Annotated in this window: 12 protein-coding genes and 2 pseudogenes; 13 read left to right on the top strand and 1 reads right to left on the bottom strand. The window is 68.9% G+C overall.

Annotation, left to right across the window (positions count from 1 at the left end; genetic code table 11):
- Positions 1-623: pseudogene (locus F3J18_RS03805) on the bottom strand (hypothetical protein); the annotation flags it as partial.
- 419 nt (positions 624-1,042) lie between these two features.
- Between F3J18_RS03805 and tssB the strand changes: the two are divergent.
- From tssB to F3J18_RS03740, 13 genes and pseudogenes are all read left to right on the top strand, one after another.
- Positions 1,043-1,564: a type VI secretion system contractile sheath small subunit gene (gene tssB, locus F3J18_RS03800; RefSeq protein ID WP_013689196.1), complete on the top strand. Its 522-nt coding sequence runs from the start codon at positions 1,043-1,045 to the stop codon at positions 1,562-1,564.
- An 8-nt stretch (positions 1,565-1,572) separates the two neighbouring features.
- Positions 1,573-3,066, top strand: a complete 1,494-nt coding sequence (gene tssC, locus F3J18_RS03795; RefSeq protein WP_025098239.1) for a type VI secretion system contractile sheath large subunit — start codon at positions 1,573-1,575, stop codon at positions 3,064-3,066.
- Positions 3,067-3,199: 133 nt separating this feature from the next.
- On the top strand, positions 3,200-3,691 hold the full coding sequence (locus F3J18_RS03790; RefSeq protein WP_240154786.1) for a type VI secretion system tube protein Hcp: 492 nt from the start codon (positions 3,200-3,202) through the stop codon (positions 3,689-3,691).
- 74 nt (positions 3,692-3,765) lie between these two features.
- Complete coding sequence (locus F3J18_RS03785; protein ID WP_166911415.1) at positions 3,766-4,587, top strand: type VI secretion system accessory protein TagJ; 822 nt, start codon at positions 3,766-3,768, stop codon at positions 4,585-4,587.
- Positions 4,588-4,600: 13 nt separating this feature from the next.
- Positions 4,601-5,104: a type VI secretion system baseplate subunit TssE gene (tssE, locus tag F3J18_RS03780; RefSeq protein ID WP_025098242.1), complete on the top strand. Its 504-nt coding sequence runs from the start codon at positions 4,601-4,603 to the stop codon at positions 5,102-5,104.
- Between the two features lie 6 nt (positions 5,105-5,110).
- The gene (tssF, locus tag F3J18_RS03775) at positions 5,111-7,000 is read left to right on the top strand and encodes a type VI secretion system baseplate subunit TssF (protein ID WP_025098243.1); all 1,890 of its coding nucleotides are present in this window, start codon (positions 5,111-5,113) and stop codon (positions 6,998-7,000) included.
- Entirely contained in the window at positions 6,964-7,980 is a 1,017-nt protein-coding gene (gene tssG / locus F3J18_RS03770; RefSeq protein WP_025098244.1) for a type VI secretion system baseplate subunit TssG, read from the top strand. The genes tssF and tssG overlap by 37 nt, the downstream gene beginning before the upstream one ends.
- A 94-nt stretch (positions 7,981-8,074) precedes the next feature.
- Positions 8,075-9,511 (top strand): annotated as a pseudogene (locus tag F3J18_RS03765) (AAA family ATPase); the annotation flags it as partial.
- A gap of 376 nt (positions 9,512-9,887) precedes the next feature.
- On the top strand, positions 9,888-10,226 hold the full coding sequence (locus tag F3J18_RS03760; RefSeq protein ID WP_166911413.1) for a hypothetical protein: 339 nt from the start codon (positions 9,888-9,890) through the stop codon (positions 10,224-10,226).
- Between the two features lie 281 nt (positions 10,227-10,507).
- Positions 10,508-11,701: an ammonium transporter gene (locus tag F3J18_RS03755; protein WP_025099724.1), complete on the top strand. Its 1,194-nt coding sequence runs from the start codon at positions 10,508-10,510 to the stop codon at positions 11,699-11,701.
- A gap of 388 nt (positions 11,702-12,089) precedes the next feature.
- Entirely contained in the window at positions 12,090-14,072 is a 1,983-nt protein-coding gene (locus F3J18_RS03750; RefSeq protein WP_166911411.1) for an alkaline phosphatase PhoX, read from the top strand.
- A gap of 625 nt (positions 14,073-14,697) precedes the next feature.
- Complete coding sequence (locus F3J18_RS03745; protein WP_013697196.1) at positions 14,698-15,522, top strand: IclR family transcriptional regulator; 825 nt, start codon at positions 14,698-14,700, stop codon at positions 15,520-15,522.
- 467 nt (positions 15,523-15,989) lie between these two features.
- Positions 15,990-17,339, top strand: coding sequence for an MdtA/MuxA family multidrug efflux RND transporter periplasmic adaptor subunit (locus tag F3J18_RS03740; protein WP_166911409.1), 1,350 nt, complete (start codon positions 15,990-15,992; stop codon positions 17,337-17,339).
- Positions 17,340-17,345 lie beyond the last annotated feature (6 nt).

The following is a 17,345-nucleotide window of genomic DNA, read 5'->3' as shown; positions in this document are numbered from 1 at the left end:
ATCGCGCCGACGAAGGCGGGCGCGGGGCTCAGCGCGCTGGTGATGGCTGCCGCCGCGCGGGCATGCACGGCGAACTGATGCGCGGCCAGCTTCGCCTGAGCGGGCTTGCCGCGCGCGGCGGCGCCCAGCGCGAGCAGCCGCGCCGAGCCGCTTTCCACGAATACCGCGTCGGCATCGTCGGCGCCGGGATAGCCGGCCGGCGCGGCCGCGATCACCAGCGCCGCGTGGTCCAGCGCCGTGAAGCGCGTGCCTTCGGTGTCCACCACCGGTGCCGCGCAATCGGCCGCCGCGCAGCCGTCGGCGAGCTTGAGCCAGCCGCGCAGCAGCGACAGGTGCGCGTCCCGGGCGAACAGCACGCGCGTATCGGGGCCGAGCGCTACCACCCGGCCGCTCTCGTCCTGCAACTGCGCGCCGCCCTGGGCCGGCGTCTCGACCATGTCGGTCACCGCCAGCCGCTGGCCCGGCTGCGCCAGATACAGACCGGTCTGGTGAATCACCGTGACGGGCGCCGCCGCGCGCACCAGCGTCCAGGCCTGCGCCGCCGAGGCGAAGGCCAGCAGGCCGAGCGGCGCGAGGCGGGCAAGCCGGCCGAGCCGATGGAAAAAACCTGGATAACGTGTCATCGAGAGCGCCGCGACGCGTCATGCGCGCCGCTTGAATGAAACCGGATATCTGCTGAACGGCCGGCCCCCGCCATTTATTCCGATTCGTCTTCACGAAGCCGGATCGATGTGTCGCGCGCGTGACTCTGTGCACGGATTGCGTGCACACGGCGCGCCGCGCGGCGAATTCGTAACAAAACGTTTTCCTTCGGTATGCCCAAGGAATATTCGCGAAGCCTCATGCGTTAAGGCCAGCAACGACACCGACGGACGTGTCGCGGCGGAGGCGGGCAGGACCCGCCGCGCTTCGCGAAAAACACGGCCGGCATGGAATAGATCGCGACGGCGCGCTGTTCTGTGGTCGTGGACGACGGCAGCCACCGGCATCCCCGGCACCCGTCGGATTCCTGAACCCTTATGCACCTCAGAGGAACCAGCGCATGGCAACGAGGCAGAGCAGTCAGAAATTCATTGCGCGCAATCGGGCGCCGCGCGTCCAGATCGAGTACGACGTCGAGTTGTACGGCGCGCAGAAGAAAGTGCAGATCCCGTTCGTGATGGGCGTGATGTCGGACCTGTCCGGCGCCAATGCCGGCGAGCTGCCGCCGATCGAGGAGCGCAAGGCGCTCGAGATCGACGTCGACAACTTCGACAGCCGCATGCAGTCGATGAAGCCGCGCGTCAACTTCACGGTGCCGAACACGCTGACCGGCGAAGGCAACCTCGAGGTCGACATCAGCTTCGAGAGCATGGACGACTTCTCGCCGGCCGCGGTGGCGCGCAAGGTGGATTCGCTCGCCAGGCTGCTCGAGGCACGCACCCAGCTGGCCAATCTCGGCACCTATCTCGACGGCAAGGTCGGCGCGGAGAAGCTGATCGCGCAGGCGCTGAAGGACCCGGCGCTGCTGCAGTCGCTGAGCTCGGCGCCTAAGGCCGCCGACACCGAACCCGGACAGGAGTGATGGCGATCATGGAAAGCCAGAAGCAATTCGAAGGCGCGCCGCAGGGCGCGGTGGCCGAGGCGAACGATTTCGCGGCGCTGCTGAACAAGGAGTTCAAGCCCAAGAACGAGCGCGCCAAGGAAGAGGTGGAAGCCGCGGTGCGCACGCTCGCCGAGCAGGTGCTGCGCGATTCGAACGTGGTCTCGGACGACGTCACGCAGACCATCAACGCCTACGTGGCCGAGATCGACCGCAAGCTCAGCGAGCAGCTGAACCACGTGCTGCACCACGCCGAATTCCAGAAGCTGGAAGGCGCCTGGCGCGGCCTGCATCACCTGGTCACCAATTCCGAAACGGATCCGATGCTGAAGATCCGCGTGATGAACATCTCGAAGAAGGAACTGGCCAAGAACCTCAAGCGCTTCAAGGGCGTGGCCTGGGACCAGAGCCCGGTGTTCAAGCGCGTCTACGAGGAAGAATACGGCCAGCTCGGCGGCGAGCCCTACGGCTGCCTGATCGGCGATTACTACTTCGACCACAGTCCTCAGGACGTCGAACTGCTGCGCGGCATCTCGCAGATCGCCGCGGCCTCGCACGCGCCCTTCATCTCGGCGGCCGATTCCAGCCTGCTCGGCATGGAGAACTGGAACGAGCTGGCGAACCCGCGCGACCTGTCGATGATCTTCACCACGCCCGACTACGCCGGCTGGCGCTCGCTGCGCGAGATGGACGACGCGCGCTACCTGGCGCTGACCATGCCGCGCACGCTGGCGCGCCTGCCCTACGGCGCGAAGACGGACCCGGTGGAGGAATTCGATTTCGAGGAAGACACCGAAGGCGCCGACTCGGGCAAGTACACCTGGCAGAACGCGGCCTACTCGATGGCGGTCAACATCAACCGCTCGTTCAAGCTCTATGGCTGGTGCACGCGGATTCGCGGCGTGGAATCGGGCGGCGCGGTGGAGAACCTGCCGGTGCACACCTTCCCGAGCGACGACGGCGGCGTGGACATGAAGTGCCCGACCGAGATCGCGATCACCGACCGCCGCTCGGCCGAGCTCGACAAGATGGGCCTGATGCCGCTGGTGCATCGCAAGAACTCCGACGTGGCCGCCTTCATCGGCGCGCAGTCGGTGGCCAAGCCCGAGGAATACGACGATCCGGCCGCCACCGCCAACTCGAACCTGTCGGCGCGCCTGCCCTACATGTTCGCCTGCTGCCGCTTCGCGCACTACCTGAAGTGCATCGTGCGCGACAAGATCGGCTCGTTCAGCACGCGCGAGCAGATGGAGAACTGGCTGTCGAACTGGGTGATGAACTACGTCGACGGCGACCCGGTGAACTCCAGCGAGGAAACCAAGGCGCGCAAGCCGCTGGCGGCCGCGCAGGTGGTGGTGGAGGAAGTCGAGGACAACCCCGGCTACTACACCTCCAAGTTCTTCCTCAAGCCGCATTACCAGCTCGAAGGCCTGACGGTGTCGCTGCGCCTGGTCTCGCGCCTGCCTTCGGCACGCGCCGCATGAAACAGGGCCGCGCGCGGTAGACGCGCGCGGCCGATGGTACCCAGCCCTTATCGGAGCGAGGCGCTCCGGTTTACCCAGTTCGTCGGATCGGCGAGCACTTTAATAGCAAGCAGAGGTCATTATGGCATTCGACATGCACCTGAAATTCGGCTCCGGTTCGGTCACGATCCAGGGCGCGTCCAATCACTCGAAGCACAAGAACGAGGTGCCGATCATCGCCTGGTCGTGGGGCGTGAGCAACACCGGCAACCTGCATACCGGTGCCGGCTACGCCTCGGGCGGCAAGGCCAACATCCAGGACATCACGGTCACCAAGTACATCGACAGCTGCTCGAACGCGATCCTGAACGCCTGCTGTACCGGCGCGCGCGTCGACAACGCCTACCTGTACGTGACCAACGCCACCGGCCAGCAGACCGACTTCGTGACCATCGAGCTCAGCGAAGGCGTGCTGATCACCTCGGTGTCGACCGGCGGCACCGGCGGCGACGAGCGCCTGACCGAGAACATCACGCTGCACTTCGGCAAGTTCAAGTACTCGTTCCAGCCGCAGGACGACGAGGGCAAGGCCAACGGCGGCACCAAGGACTTCACCTTCGACATCCAGCAGGTCGCCAAGCAGTAAGCGCGTGATGCGCAACGGGGCCGGCACGGCCGGCCCCGCCCAACCCGCTTTCCCCCGTCCAACGGAACACCCACGTGAACCCAACCCTTGCCGACACCAGCCCGGCCGACGCCGCGGCGCTGCTTGCCCACGGACGCCTGGACGAGGCGCTGAGCGCCCTGTCCGCCGAGGTCCGCAGCCGACCCGCCGATGCCTCGCTGCGCGTGTTCCTGTTCCAGTTGCTCGCGCTGGTGGGCGAATGGGATCGCGCGGCCAACCAGTTGAAGATGGCGGCCGAACTCGACGAGCAGAACACGCTGATGTCGACCGCCTATGAATTCGCGCTGCGCGGCGAGCACGAGCGCGCCGCCGTGCTGGCCGGCGGCAAGTGCCCCGGCATCGCCGGCGAGCCGGCCGCCTGGCACGCGCCGCTGATCCGCGCGCTGCACGCGCTGACCGAGAACCGCGTCGACGAGACGCTGACCCAGCGCGCGCTCGCCTTCGACACGGCCGAGACCGTGGCCGGCAGCATCGACGGCGAGCCCTTCGAGTGGATCGCCGATGCCGATCCGCGCTTCGGCCCCTGCCTAGAGCTGATCCTGAAGAGCGGCTACGTGTGGGCGCCGTTCTCGCAGTTGCGCTCGCTCGAGTTCGAGGCACCCAGCGACCTGCGCGACAAGGTCTGGGCGCCGGTCAAGCTCACCTGGACGAGCGGCGCCGAATCGGTGGGCTTCGTGCCGTGCCGCTACGCCGGCAGCGAGCGCTCCGGCATCGCCGACCTGGCGCTGGCCGCGGGCACCTCCTGGGTCGAGCACGGCGAGGACTGCTTCACCGGCCGCGGCCAGCGCATGCTGGTGACCGATCGCGCCGAGTACCCGCTGCTCGACGTGCGCTCGATCACCTTCGGCGCGCGCTGAGGGGCCCGCCGCGATGGCCGAACTGACCCCGCAGGAGCGCCTGCAGCCCTCGCTGCTCGACCGGCTGACCGACCTGGCGCCGCACGAGCCCGAGGAGAGCCGCGAGGCGCGCGTGATCACGGCCGCGAAGCTGCGCGAGTGCGTGACGCGCGATATCGCCGCGCTGCTGAACTGCACGCGCCAGTGGGAGGACGAGGACCTGCCCGGCCTCGAGCAGGTCGGCAACTCGGTGCTCAACTTCGGGATTCCCGACCTGGCCGGCAGCGCGCTGTCGGGCATCGACGCGGGCGAGCTGCAGAGCCGCATCCGCGCCGCGCTGCTCGACTTCGAGCCGCGCCTGATCGCCGATACCGTGCAGGTCAGCGTCAGCACCGACGATTCGCGCATGGACAGCCGCTCGCTGTCGTTCCGCATCGATGCCGAGATGTGGGCCCAGCCGATGCCGCTCGGCCTCTACCTGCGCACCGACGTCGACCTCGAAACCGGCGAGTTCCGCGTCTCGCCAATGTTCGGCTGAAGCCCCATGGATCCCCGCCTGCTTCGTTACTACAACCGCGAGCTCCAGCACGTGCGCGAGATGGGCGCCGAGTTCGCGAGCGCCTACCCGAAGATCGCCGGCCGCCTCGGCATGGAAGGCTTCGAGTGCGCCGACCCTTACGTCGAACGCCTGCTGGAGGGTTTCGCCTTCCTCGCCGCGCGCGTGCAGCTCAAGCTCGACGCGCAGTACCCGGTGTTCACCCAGCACCTGCTGGAGATGGTCTACCCGCATTACCTGTCGCCGATCCCGTCGATGGCGGTGGTGCAGCTGCATCCCGACACGGCCGAGGACCTGCCGCCGGCCGGCCACGCGGTGGCGCGGCACACGGTGCTGCGCAGCCTGACCGGCTTCGGCGAGCGCACCGCCTGCGAATACCGCACCGCGCACGAGGTCAAGCTCTGGCCGCTGGAGCTGGCCGAGGCGCGCTACTTCGATACGCCGGCCGCGCTGGCCGCGGCGGGCCTGGTACCGCCGCCGGGGCGCGCCGCGCGTGCCGGGCTGCGGCTGCGGTTCCGCACCCTGGCGGGGGCCGAGGCGAAGATGCTCGCGCTCGACACGCTGCCGGTCTACCTGGCCGGCGCCGACGAGCTGCCGGCCCTGCTCTACGAGCAACTGCTGGCCAACGGCCTGGGCTACACGGTGCGCACCGCCTCGGCCAGCGAGGGCGAATTCGTCGAGCTGCATCACGAGCGGGCCGCGCTGCGCGCCAGCGGCTTCGACGAGGAGCAGGCGATGCTGCCCTACGGCAGCCGCTCGTTCAGCGGCTACCGGCTGCTGCAGGAATACTTCGCCTGCCCCGAGCGCTTCCGCTTCGTCGAATTCACCGGCCTGCGCGCGCTGCTGGCTCGCGCGCGCGGCAAGGAGTTCGAGATCGTGGTGTGGCTCGACCGCAGCGTGGCGCGCCTGCACAACGCGATCGACGCCGGCAATTTCCGGCTGTTCTGCACGCCGGCGGCCAACCTGTTCGAGCGGCGCGCCGATCGCATCCACCTGCAGGGCGGGCGCACCGAATATCACATCCTCGGCGACCGCACGCGGCCGATGGACTTCGAGGTGCACAGCGTGCTGGAGGTGCAGGGCTACGGCGATCGCCAGGAACCCGAGCAGCGCTTCCTGCCGTTCTACGACAGCAATTCGCGCAACTGGCACGGCGGCCAGGCGGCCTTCTACACGCTGCGCCGCGAGCCGCGCCTGCTCTCCACGCGGCAGAAGCAGAACGGCGCGCGCTCCAGCTACGTGGGCAGCGAGACCTTCATCGCGCTGGTGGACGGCAAGGATGCGCCTTACGCCACCTCGCTGCGCCAGCTCGGCCTGCGCCTGCTCTGCACCAATCGCGACCTGCCGCTGCACATGCCGGTGGGCAAGTCCTATACCGATTTCACGCTCGACACCGACGCGCCGGTGGCCTCGATCCGCTGCGTGGCGGGCCCGACCCGGCCGCGCGCGCCGGTCGCCACCGGCGAGACCGCCTGGCGGCTGATCAGCCATCTGCAGCTGAACTACCTGTCGCTGCTGGAGGACGAGGGCGAGCAGGGCGCGGCCTCGCTGCGCGAGATGCTGGGCCTCTACCACGACGAATTCGACGCCGCCGCGCGCCGCCAGGTCGAGGGCATCCGCCAGGCCTCGGCGCGGCCGGTGACGCGCCGCGTGCCGGTGCCGGGCCCGATCACCTATGGGCGCGGCCTGGAGATCACCCTAACCTGCGCCGACTCGGCCTTCGAGGGCAGCAGCGCCTTCCTGCTGGGCTCGGTGCTGCAGCATTTCCTGGCGCGCTACGTCTCGCTGAACGCCTTCACCGAGACCGTGCTGCGCACCCAAGAACGCAACGAGGTGGCCCGATGGCCCGCAACGCCCGGCAAGCGCCCGATCCTGTAGCGCTGGAGGCGGCGCTGCGCGAGCGGCCGTTCGACTTCGAATTCCTCGAGGCGATGCGGCGGCTCGAATGCGCCTACCCGGCCCGCCCGCGCCTGGGCCACTCGACCAAGCCGGCCGAGGATCCGGTGCGGCTCGCGCACGCGGCCACGCTGGAATTCCCGCCGCGCAGCATCGAGCGCTTCGAGCCCGGCGCGGGCGGCGCGCCGGGGCGGCTCTACGGGCTGTTCCTGGGCCTGTTCGGGCCGCAGGGGCCGCTGCCGCTGCACCTCACCGAACACGCGGTGGACCGCGAGCGCAATGCCAAGGACCCGACGCTGACGGCCTTCGCCGACGTGTTCCATCACCGCATGCTGAGCCTGTTCTACCGCGCCTGGGCCGATGCGCAGCCCACCGTGCAGTACGACCGGCCCGAGAGCGACCGCTTTCGCACCTATGTCGGCGCGCTGATCGGCATCGCCACGCCGCGCTTGCAGGACCGCGACGCGCTGCCGGACCAGTTCAAGCGCTTCTTCGCCGGGCGGCTGGTGCCGCAGGCGCGCAATGCCGAGGGCCTGCGCGGCCTGCTGGAGCACTACTTCGGCGTGCCGGTGCAGGTGCTCGAATTCGTGGTCGGCTGGATGACCCTGCCCGAGGACGCGCATCTGCGCATGGGCGGCGCGATGGCCTCGATGGGCCGCAACGCCACGCTGGGCGCCCAGGTGCGCGGTGCGCAGCAGCGCTTCCGGCTGCGCATCGGCCCGCTCGGGCTGGCCGAGTTCAACCGCTTCCTGCCCGGCGGCGAGGCGCTGCGCGAGCTGACGGCCGCCGTCAAGCTCTACGCGGGCGAGGAAAAGGGCTGGGACGTGCAGCTCGTGCTGAAGAAGGAGGAGGTGCCCGCCAGCCACCTCGGGCAGGCGGGCCGGATGGGTTTCAACACCTGGATGGGGCGCTATGCCAAGCCGGCCGATGCCGACCAGGTGGTGCTGACGCCGGTGGCCTAGCGCGGCGCACGCAGCACGGCGCGACGCGCCTTTCATTTCGAACCGGTGGCCGCCGTTGGCCCGGCGCCGCCTCACTGACTACAGGATGGACATCATGGCCGAGATCAGTCGCGGCGCCTTGTTCGGCAAGCTCAACGCGATCGCCTACCGGGGCATCGAAAGCGCCACCGTGTTCTGCAAGCTGCGCGGCAACCCCAACGTGGAGCTGGTGCACTGGATCCACCAGATCCTGCAGGCGCAGGATTCCGACCTGCATCGCATCGTGCGCCACTTCGGGCTCAACCCCTCGAACCTGGCGCGCGACGTGACGGCCGCGCTGGAGCGCCTGCCGCGCGGCAGCACCACCATCTCCGACCTGTCCTCCGAGGTGGAGGAGGCGGTCGAGCGCGGCTGGGTGTTCGCCACTCTGATGTTCGGCGAGGCCCAGGTGCGCACCGGCTACCTGCTGGTCGGCATGCTGCGCACGCGCCATCTGCGCCACGCGCTGCAGGCGGTCTCGGCCGAGTTCGGCAAGCTCAGGCCCGAGACGCTGGCCGACGAGTTCGCCGCGATCGTGGCCGGCTCGCCCGAGGACAGCCTGGGCGCCACCGACGGCTTCCGCGCCGACGCAGTGGGCGCAGCGGGCGCGGCGGGGGCCGCGCCGGGCGAGGCCAGCGGCGCGCTGGCGCCGGCCCAGATGGGCCGCCAGCAGGCCCTGCAGCAGTTCACCGTGGATCTCACCGCGCAGGCGCGCGAGGGCCGCATCGACCCGATCGTCGGCCGCGACGGCGAGATCCGGCAAGTGGTCGACATCCTGATGCGGCGCCGCCAGAACAATCCGATGCTGGTGGGCGAGGCGGGCGTGGGCAAGACCGCCGTGGTGGAGGGTTTCGCGCTGCGCATCGCGCGCGGCGACGTGCCGCCGGCGCTCAAGGACGTACAGGTGCGCACGCTCGACATCGGCCTGCTGCAGGCCGGTGCGAGCATGAAGGGCGAGTTCGAGAACCGCCTGCGCCAGGTGATCGACGAGGTGCAGGCCTCGCCGCGCCCGGTGATCCTGTTCATCGACGAGGCCCACACGCTGGTGGGCGCGGGCGGCGCGGCCGGCACCGGCGACGCGGCCAACCTGCTCAAGCCGGCCCTGGCGCGCGGCAACCTGCGCACCATCGGCGCCACCACCTGGGCCGAGTACCGCAAGCACATCGAGAAGGACCCGGCGCTCACGCGGCGCTTCCAGACCGTGCCGGTGGACGAGCCCGACGAGGCCAAGGCGGTCCTGATGATGCGCGGCGTGGCCAGCGTGATGGAGCGCCACCACCGCGTGCAGGTGCTCGACGAGGCGCTGGAGGCCGCCGTCAAGCTCTCGCATCGCTACATCCCGGCGCGCCAGCTGCCCGACAAGTCGGTCAGCCTGCTCGACACCGCCTGCGCGCGCGTGGCGATCAGCCAGCACGCGGTGCCGGCCGAGATCGACGACACCCTCAAGCGCATCGAGGCGCTCGAGACCGAGCAGGCCATCATCGCGCGCGAGCGGCAGATCGGCATCGAGGTGGAGGCCCGCGAGACGCAGGCGGCCACCGCGCTGGCGGCGTGATCGGGCGCGGACGCGTTCGAGGCGGGCTTGTCGCAGCCGGCCAGCGTGAACGCGGCGAGGCCGGCGACGGCGAGCGAGGCGAGCGCGCGGGCTGCCGGCAGGCCGGGGATCGGGCGGACCGAAAAACGGGAGGAAAGCTTCATGATGTCTGGCGCGTGCCTGCGCTCTCTCGATACGGGAATCGCGATGATACGACGGGCGGGGACCGGCGCTGCATCAAGCTGACAATTGCTTTCAGACCGGGCGCGAAATCTTTCGGATTCGACTGATAGGCGGGGGTCGACGGCCTGCCTATAGTCGATCGCGTCATCGATTCCGCCCCTGGGTTCCCTGCATGATGGATGTCCTCGACTGGCTGCTGGTGCTGGCTGTCGCGCTGGGCCTGACCTTCGCCTTCTGCCGGCGCGCGCGGCTCGCCTGGCCCGATGCGGGCGAGCGGCGCCGGCGCCGGCACGCCGCGCGGCTGCTATCGCTGGCGGTGGCGGGCCTGTGGGCCGCCGCGCTGATCGTGACGCAGGGCGTGCTCGCGCCATTCGACTGGCTCGACGAACCGGCCCTGCCCCCGGTGCCTGCCCTGCTGCTGGCCGCCCTGCTGTGCGTCGCGCTGTCGGCGTGCTGCGCGCGCCTCGGCTGGCGCCTGCTGCGCCCGCGCCGCCTGTTCTCGGCGCATTGACGCCGCTGGGCGCGGAGTCGCGCCTGGCGGTAGATATCAGGCGCACCGGAATCGTACGCACGCGCATCCCGCGCACCATCAAGCAGCAGACTCGCACCACTTCCAGACATGCGCCGGCACCACGCACGTGCCTGGCGCGCGACACGCCATCGACCCACCGAGCCGCTCGCGCGTCACCGTCCCGACACGGTGCGGCTCGCACCGATTTCACGCATCGTTTCACCTGATTGGCCCGAATCTTGCTCGACATGCCCTCTTTTCGAGCAAACACGGGCAACAGGATGGACAGTCTGAAAACGGCCGGCGACACCTTATTTCTCCTTCTCGGTGCAGCCATGGTGCTCGCCATGCACGCGGGTTTCGCCTTCCTCGAGCTGGGGACGGTGCGCAAGAAGAACCAGGTCAATGCCCTGGTCAAGATCCTGGTCGACTTCTCGGTCTCGACCATCGCCTACTTCTTCGTCGGCTACACGGTCGCCTACGGCGTGGAGTTCTTCGACGACATCGGCACGCTGGCCCAGCACAACGGCTACGCCCTGGTGCGCTTCTTCTTCCTGCTGACCTTCGCCGCGGCGATCCCGGCGATCGTCTCGGGCGGCATCGCCGAGCGCGCCAAGTTCAACCCGCAACTGATCGCCACCTCGGTGATCGTCGGGCTGGTCTACCCGTTCTTCGAGGGCATCGCCTGGAACGACCGCTTCGGCATCCAGGACTGGCTCGCGCACGCCTTCGGCGCGCCCTTCCACGATTTCGCCGGCTCGGTGGTGGTGCATGCCTTCGGCGGCTGGATCGCGCTGCCGGCCGTGATCCTGCTCGGCGCGCGCCACGGCCGCTACTCGAAGGACGGCCGGATCGCCGCGCATCCGCCCTCGAACATCCCCTTCCTCGCGCTCGGCGCCTGGGTGCTGGCGGTAGGCTGGTTCGGCTTCAACGTGATGAGCGCGCAGACGCTCGACAAGATCAGCGGCCTGGTGGCCGTCAACTCGCTGATGGCGATGGTGGGCGGCACGCTGGCCGCCTGGTTCGCCGGCCGCAACGATCCGGGCTTCACCTACAACGGGCCGCTGGCGGGGCTGGTGGCGGTCTGCGCGGGCTCCGACGTGATGCATCCGCTCGGCGCGCTGGTGACGGGCGCGGCCGCCGGCGCGCTGTTCGTGGTGATGTTCACCTGCGTGCAGAACCGCTGGCGCATCGACGACGTGCTCGGCGTGTGGCCGCTGCACGGCCTGTGCGGCGCGCTCGGCGGGCTGGCCGCCGGCGTGTTCGGCCAGCCGGCGCTGGGCGGCTTCGGCGGCGTGTCCTTCCTCTCGCAACTGGTGGGCACGCTGGGCGGCATCGCCGTCGCCCTGCTCGGCGGCACGCTGGTGTACGGCGTGCTGAAGGTGTCGCTCGGGTTGCGGCTCGACCAGGAAGCCGAATTCGACGGCGCCGACCTGTCGATCCATCGCATCTCGGCCACGCCAGAACGGGATTAGACGGCGCCTGCGCTCGCCCGCTTCGCGGGCAGGAAGCCGGGCGCCGCCCGCCTTCCTGCCCGCCGCCTCACGCTCTTCCCGCTCCCCCCCGCCACGCCTGCCCTTCCCGTCGACGGCCCTCGTCACCGGCTCCTGTCCGCCTCCCCGGCCGCGACGCGGCTCTCCAGGCACGATCGCGTCGCCCGGCCGCTGCCCCTCGCCACATGCCCGGGCCCACCGCCGCCTCGCCCTGCGCCCTCCAAGATTCCGAAATCAATACATTCAGCATTCAAAAAACTTTCACGAAGCGCACCTACACTCGCGTCCAGTTTTCCAAAATCCTTCGATATGCTTTCCATTGCATGACAAACGAAGGCCGTTTCGATCGACCACAACAACCGGACACCCCATGACCGCGCTGCCCAAAACCTCCCGACGCCAGGCCCTGAAGCTCCTCGTCGGCGCCCCGATGCTGCCGCTCGGCGGCCTCGCCCTGCCCGCGCTGCTGTCCGGCTGCGGCGGCGACGACGACACCCCGCCGGCAGCGGGCAACCCCGGCGGCGGCACCACCCCGGCGGCCTCCTTCGCGGCCGCCAGCTTCGTCTCGATGGCAGCGCCCACGCTGGCCAATCCGGCGGCGATGGCCACCACCACGGTGGGCTCGACGCTGAAGGTGTCCTTCACCGACGGCAGCGCACGCGACTACAAGCTGGCCTACAAGCCCTTCTTCACCACCGGCGACCTGGTGCCGAACGGCGCCGGCGGCACCATCCTGGCCGGCGGCTACTACGACATCAACAATCGCCCGATCGTCGACAGCTCGAAGGCCGGCAGCGAGCGCCAGTTCTACTCGGACTGCCCGGACGGCAGCTCGCTGCTCACGCTGGCCAACGCCAAGGTGCCGGGCGTGAAGGGCAAGCCGGTGTTCGCGGTGGTGCAGTTCGAATACACCACGCGCAACCAGAACGGCGACTCGACCTACGGCCAGCTGCCCTCGCCGATCGCGGTGCTGACGCTCGACCAGGACCCGGCCACCGGCGCGCTCACGCTGGTCAAGTACCACAACGTCGACACCTCGAAGGCGCATGGCCTGTGGATCACCTGCGGCGCGAGCCTGTCGCCCTGGAACACCCATCTGTCGAGCGAGGAATACGAGCCGGACGCGACCCTCGCCGCCACCGACAAGCAGTTCCTCGCCTACAGCCAGAACACCTTCGGCAGCCCCACGGCGGCCAATCCCTATCACTACGGCCACCTGCCCGAGGTGACGGTCAACCCCGACGGCACCGGCAGCATCAGGAAGCATTACTGCCTGGGCCGGATCTCGCACGAGCTGATCCAGGTGATGCCGGACCAGCGCACCGTGATGATGGGCGACGACGCCACCAACGGCGGCCTGTTCATGTTCATCGCCGACAAGGCGGCCGACCTCTCGGCCGGCACACTCTACGTGGCGAAGTGGAACCAGACCAGCTCGGCCGGCGCCGGCGCGGCCACGCTGAGCTGGATCCGCATCGGCCACGCCGGCAGCGACGAGATCGAGGCGCTCGCCAATACGCTGAAGGCCGCCGACATCATGGACCTGGCCACCGCCGATCCGAACGACGCCTCGTACACGAAGATCCACTTCGGCGGCAAGTTCAACTGGATGCGCATCAAGCCGGGCATGGAGAAGGCCGCGGCCTTCCTGGAGACGCACCGCTACGCCGCGCTGATCGGCGGCAGCATGGGCTTCACCAAGCTGGAGGGCACCACGGTCGACGCGAAGGACAAGGTGGTCTACACGGCGATGTCGCGCGTCGAGACCTCGATGGTCAAGGGCAACGCGCTCTCGCGCGACGTGGCGGTGGACCGGAAGATCTCGGCGGGCGCCGTCTATGCGCTGAACCTGAAGGGCGGCCAGCGCGACAGCGCGGGCACCGCGATCGACAGCGAATGGGTGCCGGTCGACATGAGCGCGCCGGCCGCGCTGGTCGGCGAGGACCTGGCCGCCGCCGACGCGCTCGGCAATACCGCCAATGCCGACAAGATCGCCAACCCGGACAACCTGAAGTTCTCGCAGAAGCTGCGCACGCTGTTCATCGGCGAGGATTCCGGGATGCACGTGAACAACTTCCTGTGGGCCTACAACGTCGACACCAAGACCCTCTCGCGCGTGCTGTCCTGCCCGTCCGGGGCGGAATCGACGGGCCTGCACGCGGTCGACGAGATCAACGGCTGGACCTACATCATGAGCAACTTCCAGCACGTGGGCGATTGGGAATCGCCGCTGCACGACAAGGTGAAGGCCACCCTGGACCCGCTGGTGCGAAGCAATTACAAGGATCGTTTCGGCGCCAGCGTCGGTTACCTGACGGCCGAGGCGACCGGCATCCAGCTCGGCAAGGCTTGAGGGCGCGAGCAGGGCAGCCGGCTCGCTGACCGACCGTCCTGTTCACAATCCTGAAACATCGTTTCATCCGTCGCGGCCTTCCCGGCCGTTGCCGCGCGCTGTCGATCCCGACAGCGCGCTTTTTTCTTTTTGTCGGCTTTGTGTGCGCGCCAGGCACGGCCCGCGGCCGTGGCCACGGTGTAAGCTGCGCTTTTGCCCCGCGGGCCAGGCGCGCCCCGGCAAGCTCGTTTCGGTCGAAAATCCCAACATTTGGGAAATCAGCTTCCGACGATCGGGGCAAAAAAAAAGCGCCACGGGGGACCGTGGCGCTAAAAAAGTTCTAGCCATTCCGAGGGCCGTGCTAGAACCTGAGAGACTGCATCGAAACCACGTTATCGGTAAATCTGGCGAAACGTTGTTTCGAAATTCAGGTACATTTTTTCCGTTTCCCGAGGACAAGTCAAGCGAAAAATACAGTCCCGTTGCGAATTTTGCGACATGCCGGCCGGATTTAACCTTGGAAAACAGGGGCCATTCGGCAATATCTCACGACATGAGATGTTGCTCATCAAATGTGCATGGCTCGGCATTTGTCGTACTATTTCGGAAATTTTGAAATTTTGTTTCGGAAAAAAGAGAGTGTTCCGTGTCGATATTGAATAACGCAGCCGCTGCCGCGCGCGATCGGGAATCCTCCACCGACGAGATCTCGGCGCTCGCCCGGGGGCTCGCGGTGCTGCGCCGGATCGCTGCCGCCGATGCTCCCGTCAGCAACCGCGAACTGACAGAATTAACAGGTATCCCCAAGCCGACCGTCTCGCGCATCACCGCCACCCTGGTGAGCGCCGGTTTCCTGTTCCGGCTGCCCGACAGCGAGCGCTTCGTGCTGACCGCGTCGGTGCTCGAGCTGAGCAACGGCTTCCTGCGCAACTTCGACATCCGCGCGCGCTCGCGGCCGTTCCTGATCGAGCTGGCCGAGCGCACCTCGCTGTCGGTCCATCTCGCCGTGCGCGACCGGCTCGACATGGTCGCGATCGACGTGATCCGGCCGCGCTCGGCGGTGCTCGTCACGCGGCTCGAGATCGGCTCGCGGATGGACATCGCCCGCACCGCGGTGGGCCGTGCCTACCTGGCCGCGCTCGAGGAAGGCGAGCGGCGCGAGCTGCTCGGCGCCCTGCAGGCCGCCCACGGCGACGACTGGCCGCTGGTGGTGGCCCGCCTGAACTCGGCCCTCGACGACACGCTGCGCAACGGCTACTCGCTGGCGATCGGCGAATGGCGCGACGGGCTCAACGCCATCGCGGCCGGTTTCGTCGGCCCCTCGGGCCAGCGCTACGCCGTCAATTGCGGCGGCGCCGCCCAGCAGTACCCGCCCGAGTGGCTGCTCGAAACAGCGGTGCCCGCCATGCACGAATGCATCGCCAAGATCACGCGCGAGATCGGCGGCGCGGTGCCGACGCGGCGCGGCTGAAGCCCCGCCACGGCCGCCAGCCGGCCCGGCCGACGGCGACCGCCATCTTGCCGGAGCACGGCTCGGCACGACCAAATCGAAATGAGCGGGCGGCGCCGGCGGGCTGGCCGGCGCCGCCCGCTTCGCCTGGCGCGACACGACATCGTATGGGGCCGCCGCGTCGGCGCCATGTCGGTGCGCGCCCCGCCGGCAGCGGGGCCGGCCGGCCCGCGCCCGCCGTCAGCCAATCGTCAAGCTCGCGTCACCCGATCGTCACGACAAAAAAACATGTGGTTACCCCAGTAAACCGTTGAAAGAAAGTCCTCTGGACGATAGGCCGGCTCGCAACGTAGCATCATGCAACCTCGCGCCGGGGCGCTGCCCGCCCGACGCTCCGCTCTTTCGCCGTCCGACGTGGCGCGCCTGCCTGGCGCACCCGCGCACGACGCCTCCCACGCCCGCTCACGCCAGCGTCAGCCAGATCGAACATGAACAATCAGGAATCGCAAACGCCTCGCTCCCCCGCCCCTCCGCCGCAGGATCCGGCGCCGCGCAAGCGCCGCCGGCCGATCGCGATCGGCGTGGCCGCGCTCGTCGTGATCGGGGGCGCGCTGCTGTGGTGGCATCCGTGGAAGAAGAACGAGGCGCCGGCCAACGGCCAGCAGGCCGGCCAGGGCGGCGGACGCCGCCACGGCGGCCCGGCCGACTTCGCCAACCAGCCGCAGCCGGTGCAGGTGGCCACCGCCTCGCGCGGCGAGATGCCGATCGTGCTGTCCGCGCTCGGCACGGTCACGCCGCTGGCCACCGTGACGGTGAAGACGCAACTGTCGGGCTACCTGCAGTCGGTCAACTTCACCGAAGGGCAGATGGTCAAGAAGGGCGACGTGCTGGTGCAGATCGACCCGCGCCCCTACCAGGTCGCGCTCGAGACCGCCGAAGGCACGCTGGCGCGCGACCAGGCGCTGCTGGCCACCGCGCGCCTGGACCTCAAGCGCTACCAGACGCTGCTCGCGCAGGACTCGATCTCGGGCCAGCAGGCCGACACGCAGGCCTCGCTGGTCAAGCAGTACGAAGGTACCGTGAAGACTGACCAGGCCTCGATCGACTCGGCCAAGCTGAACCTGACCTACGCGCGCGTGACCGCGCCCGTCTCGGGCCGCGTCGGCCTGCGCCAGGTGGATGCCGGCAACTACGTGACGCCGGGCGACACCAACGGCCTGGTGGTGATCACCCAGCTGCAGCCGATGAGCGTGATCTTCACCACCTCGGAGGACAACCTCCCGCCGATCCTGAAGCAGGTCAATGCCGGCCAGTCGCTGTCGGTGACGGCCTACAACCGCAACAACACGGTGCCGCTCGAAGCCGGCTCGCTGGAAACCTTCGACAACCAGATCGACACCACCACCGGCACCGTCAAGCTGCGCGCGACCTTCGCCAACAAGAACAACCTGCTGTTCCCGAATCAGTTCGTCAACACGCGCCTGCTGGTGGACACGCTGAAGGACGCGGTGATCGTGCCGACCGCCGCGGTGCAGACCGGCTCGATCGGCCAGTTCGTCTATATCGTCAAGCCCGACAACACGGTCACGGTGCGCAAGGTCAAGCCGGGCCCGGTGGACGGCGAGCGCACCAGCATCGCCGAGGGCGTGCAGGTGGGCGAGCGGGTGGTCACCGACGGCGTCGACCGGCTGCGCGAGGGCGCCAAGATCACCATCCCGGCCGAGCATCCGAAGGGCACCAGCGGTGCCTCGGGGGCCTCGGCCGCGCATGCCGCCTCGGGCGCCTCGGGCGCGCACGGCCATCGCCATCACGGCGCGTCCCAATCCGCCGCGCAATGACGACGC

The organism is Burkholderia sp. Ax-1720, assembly GCF_011753035.1.
In the GTDB taxonomy this organism is placed as follows: Bacteria; Pseudomonadota; Gammaproteobacteria; order Burkholderiales; family Burkholderiaceae; genus Burkholderia; species Burkholderia gladioli.
Note: the sequence above shows the minus strand (reverse complement) of the source record. Positions and strands in the feature narration are given on the sequence as shown.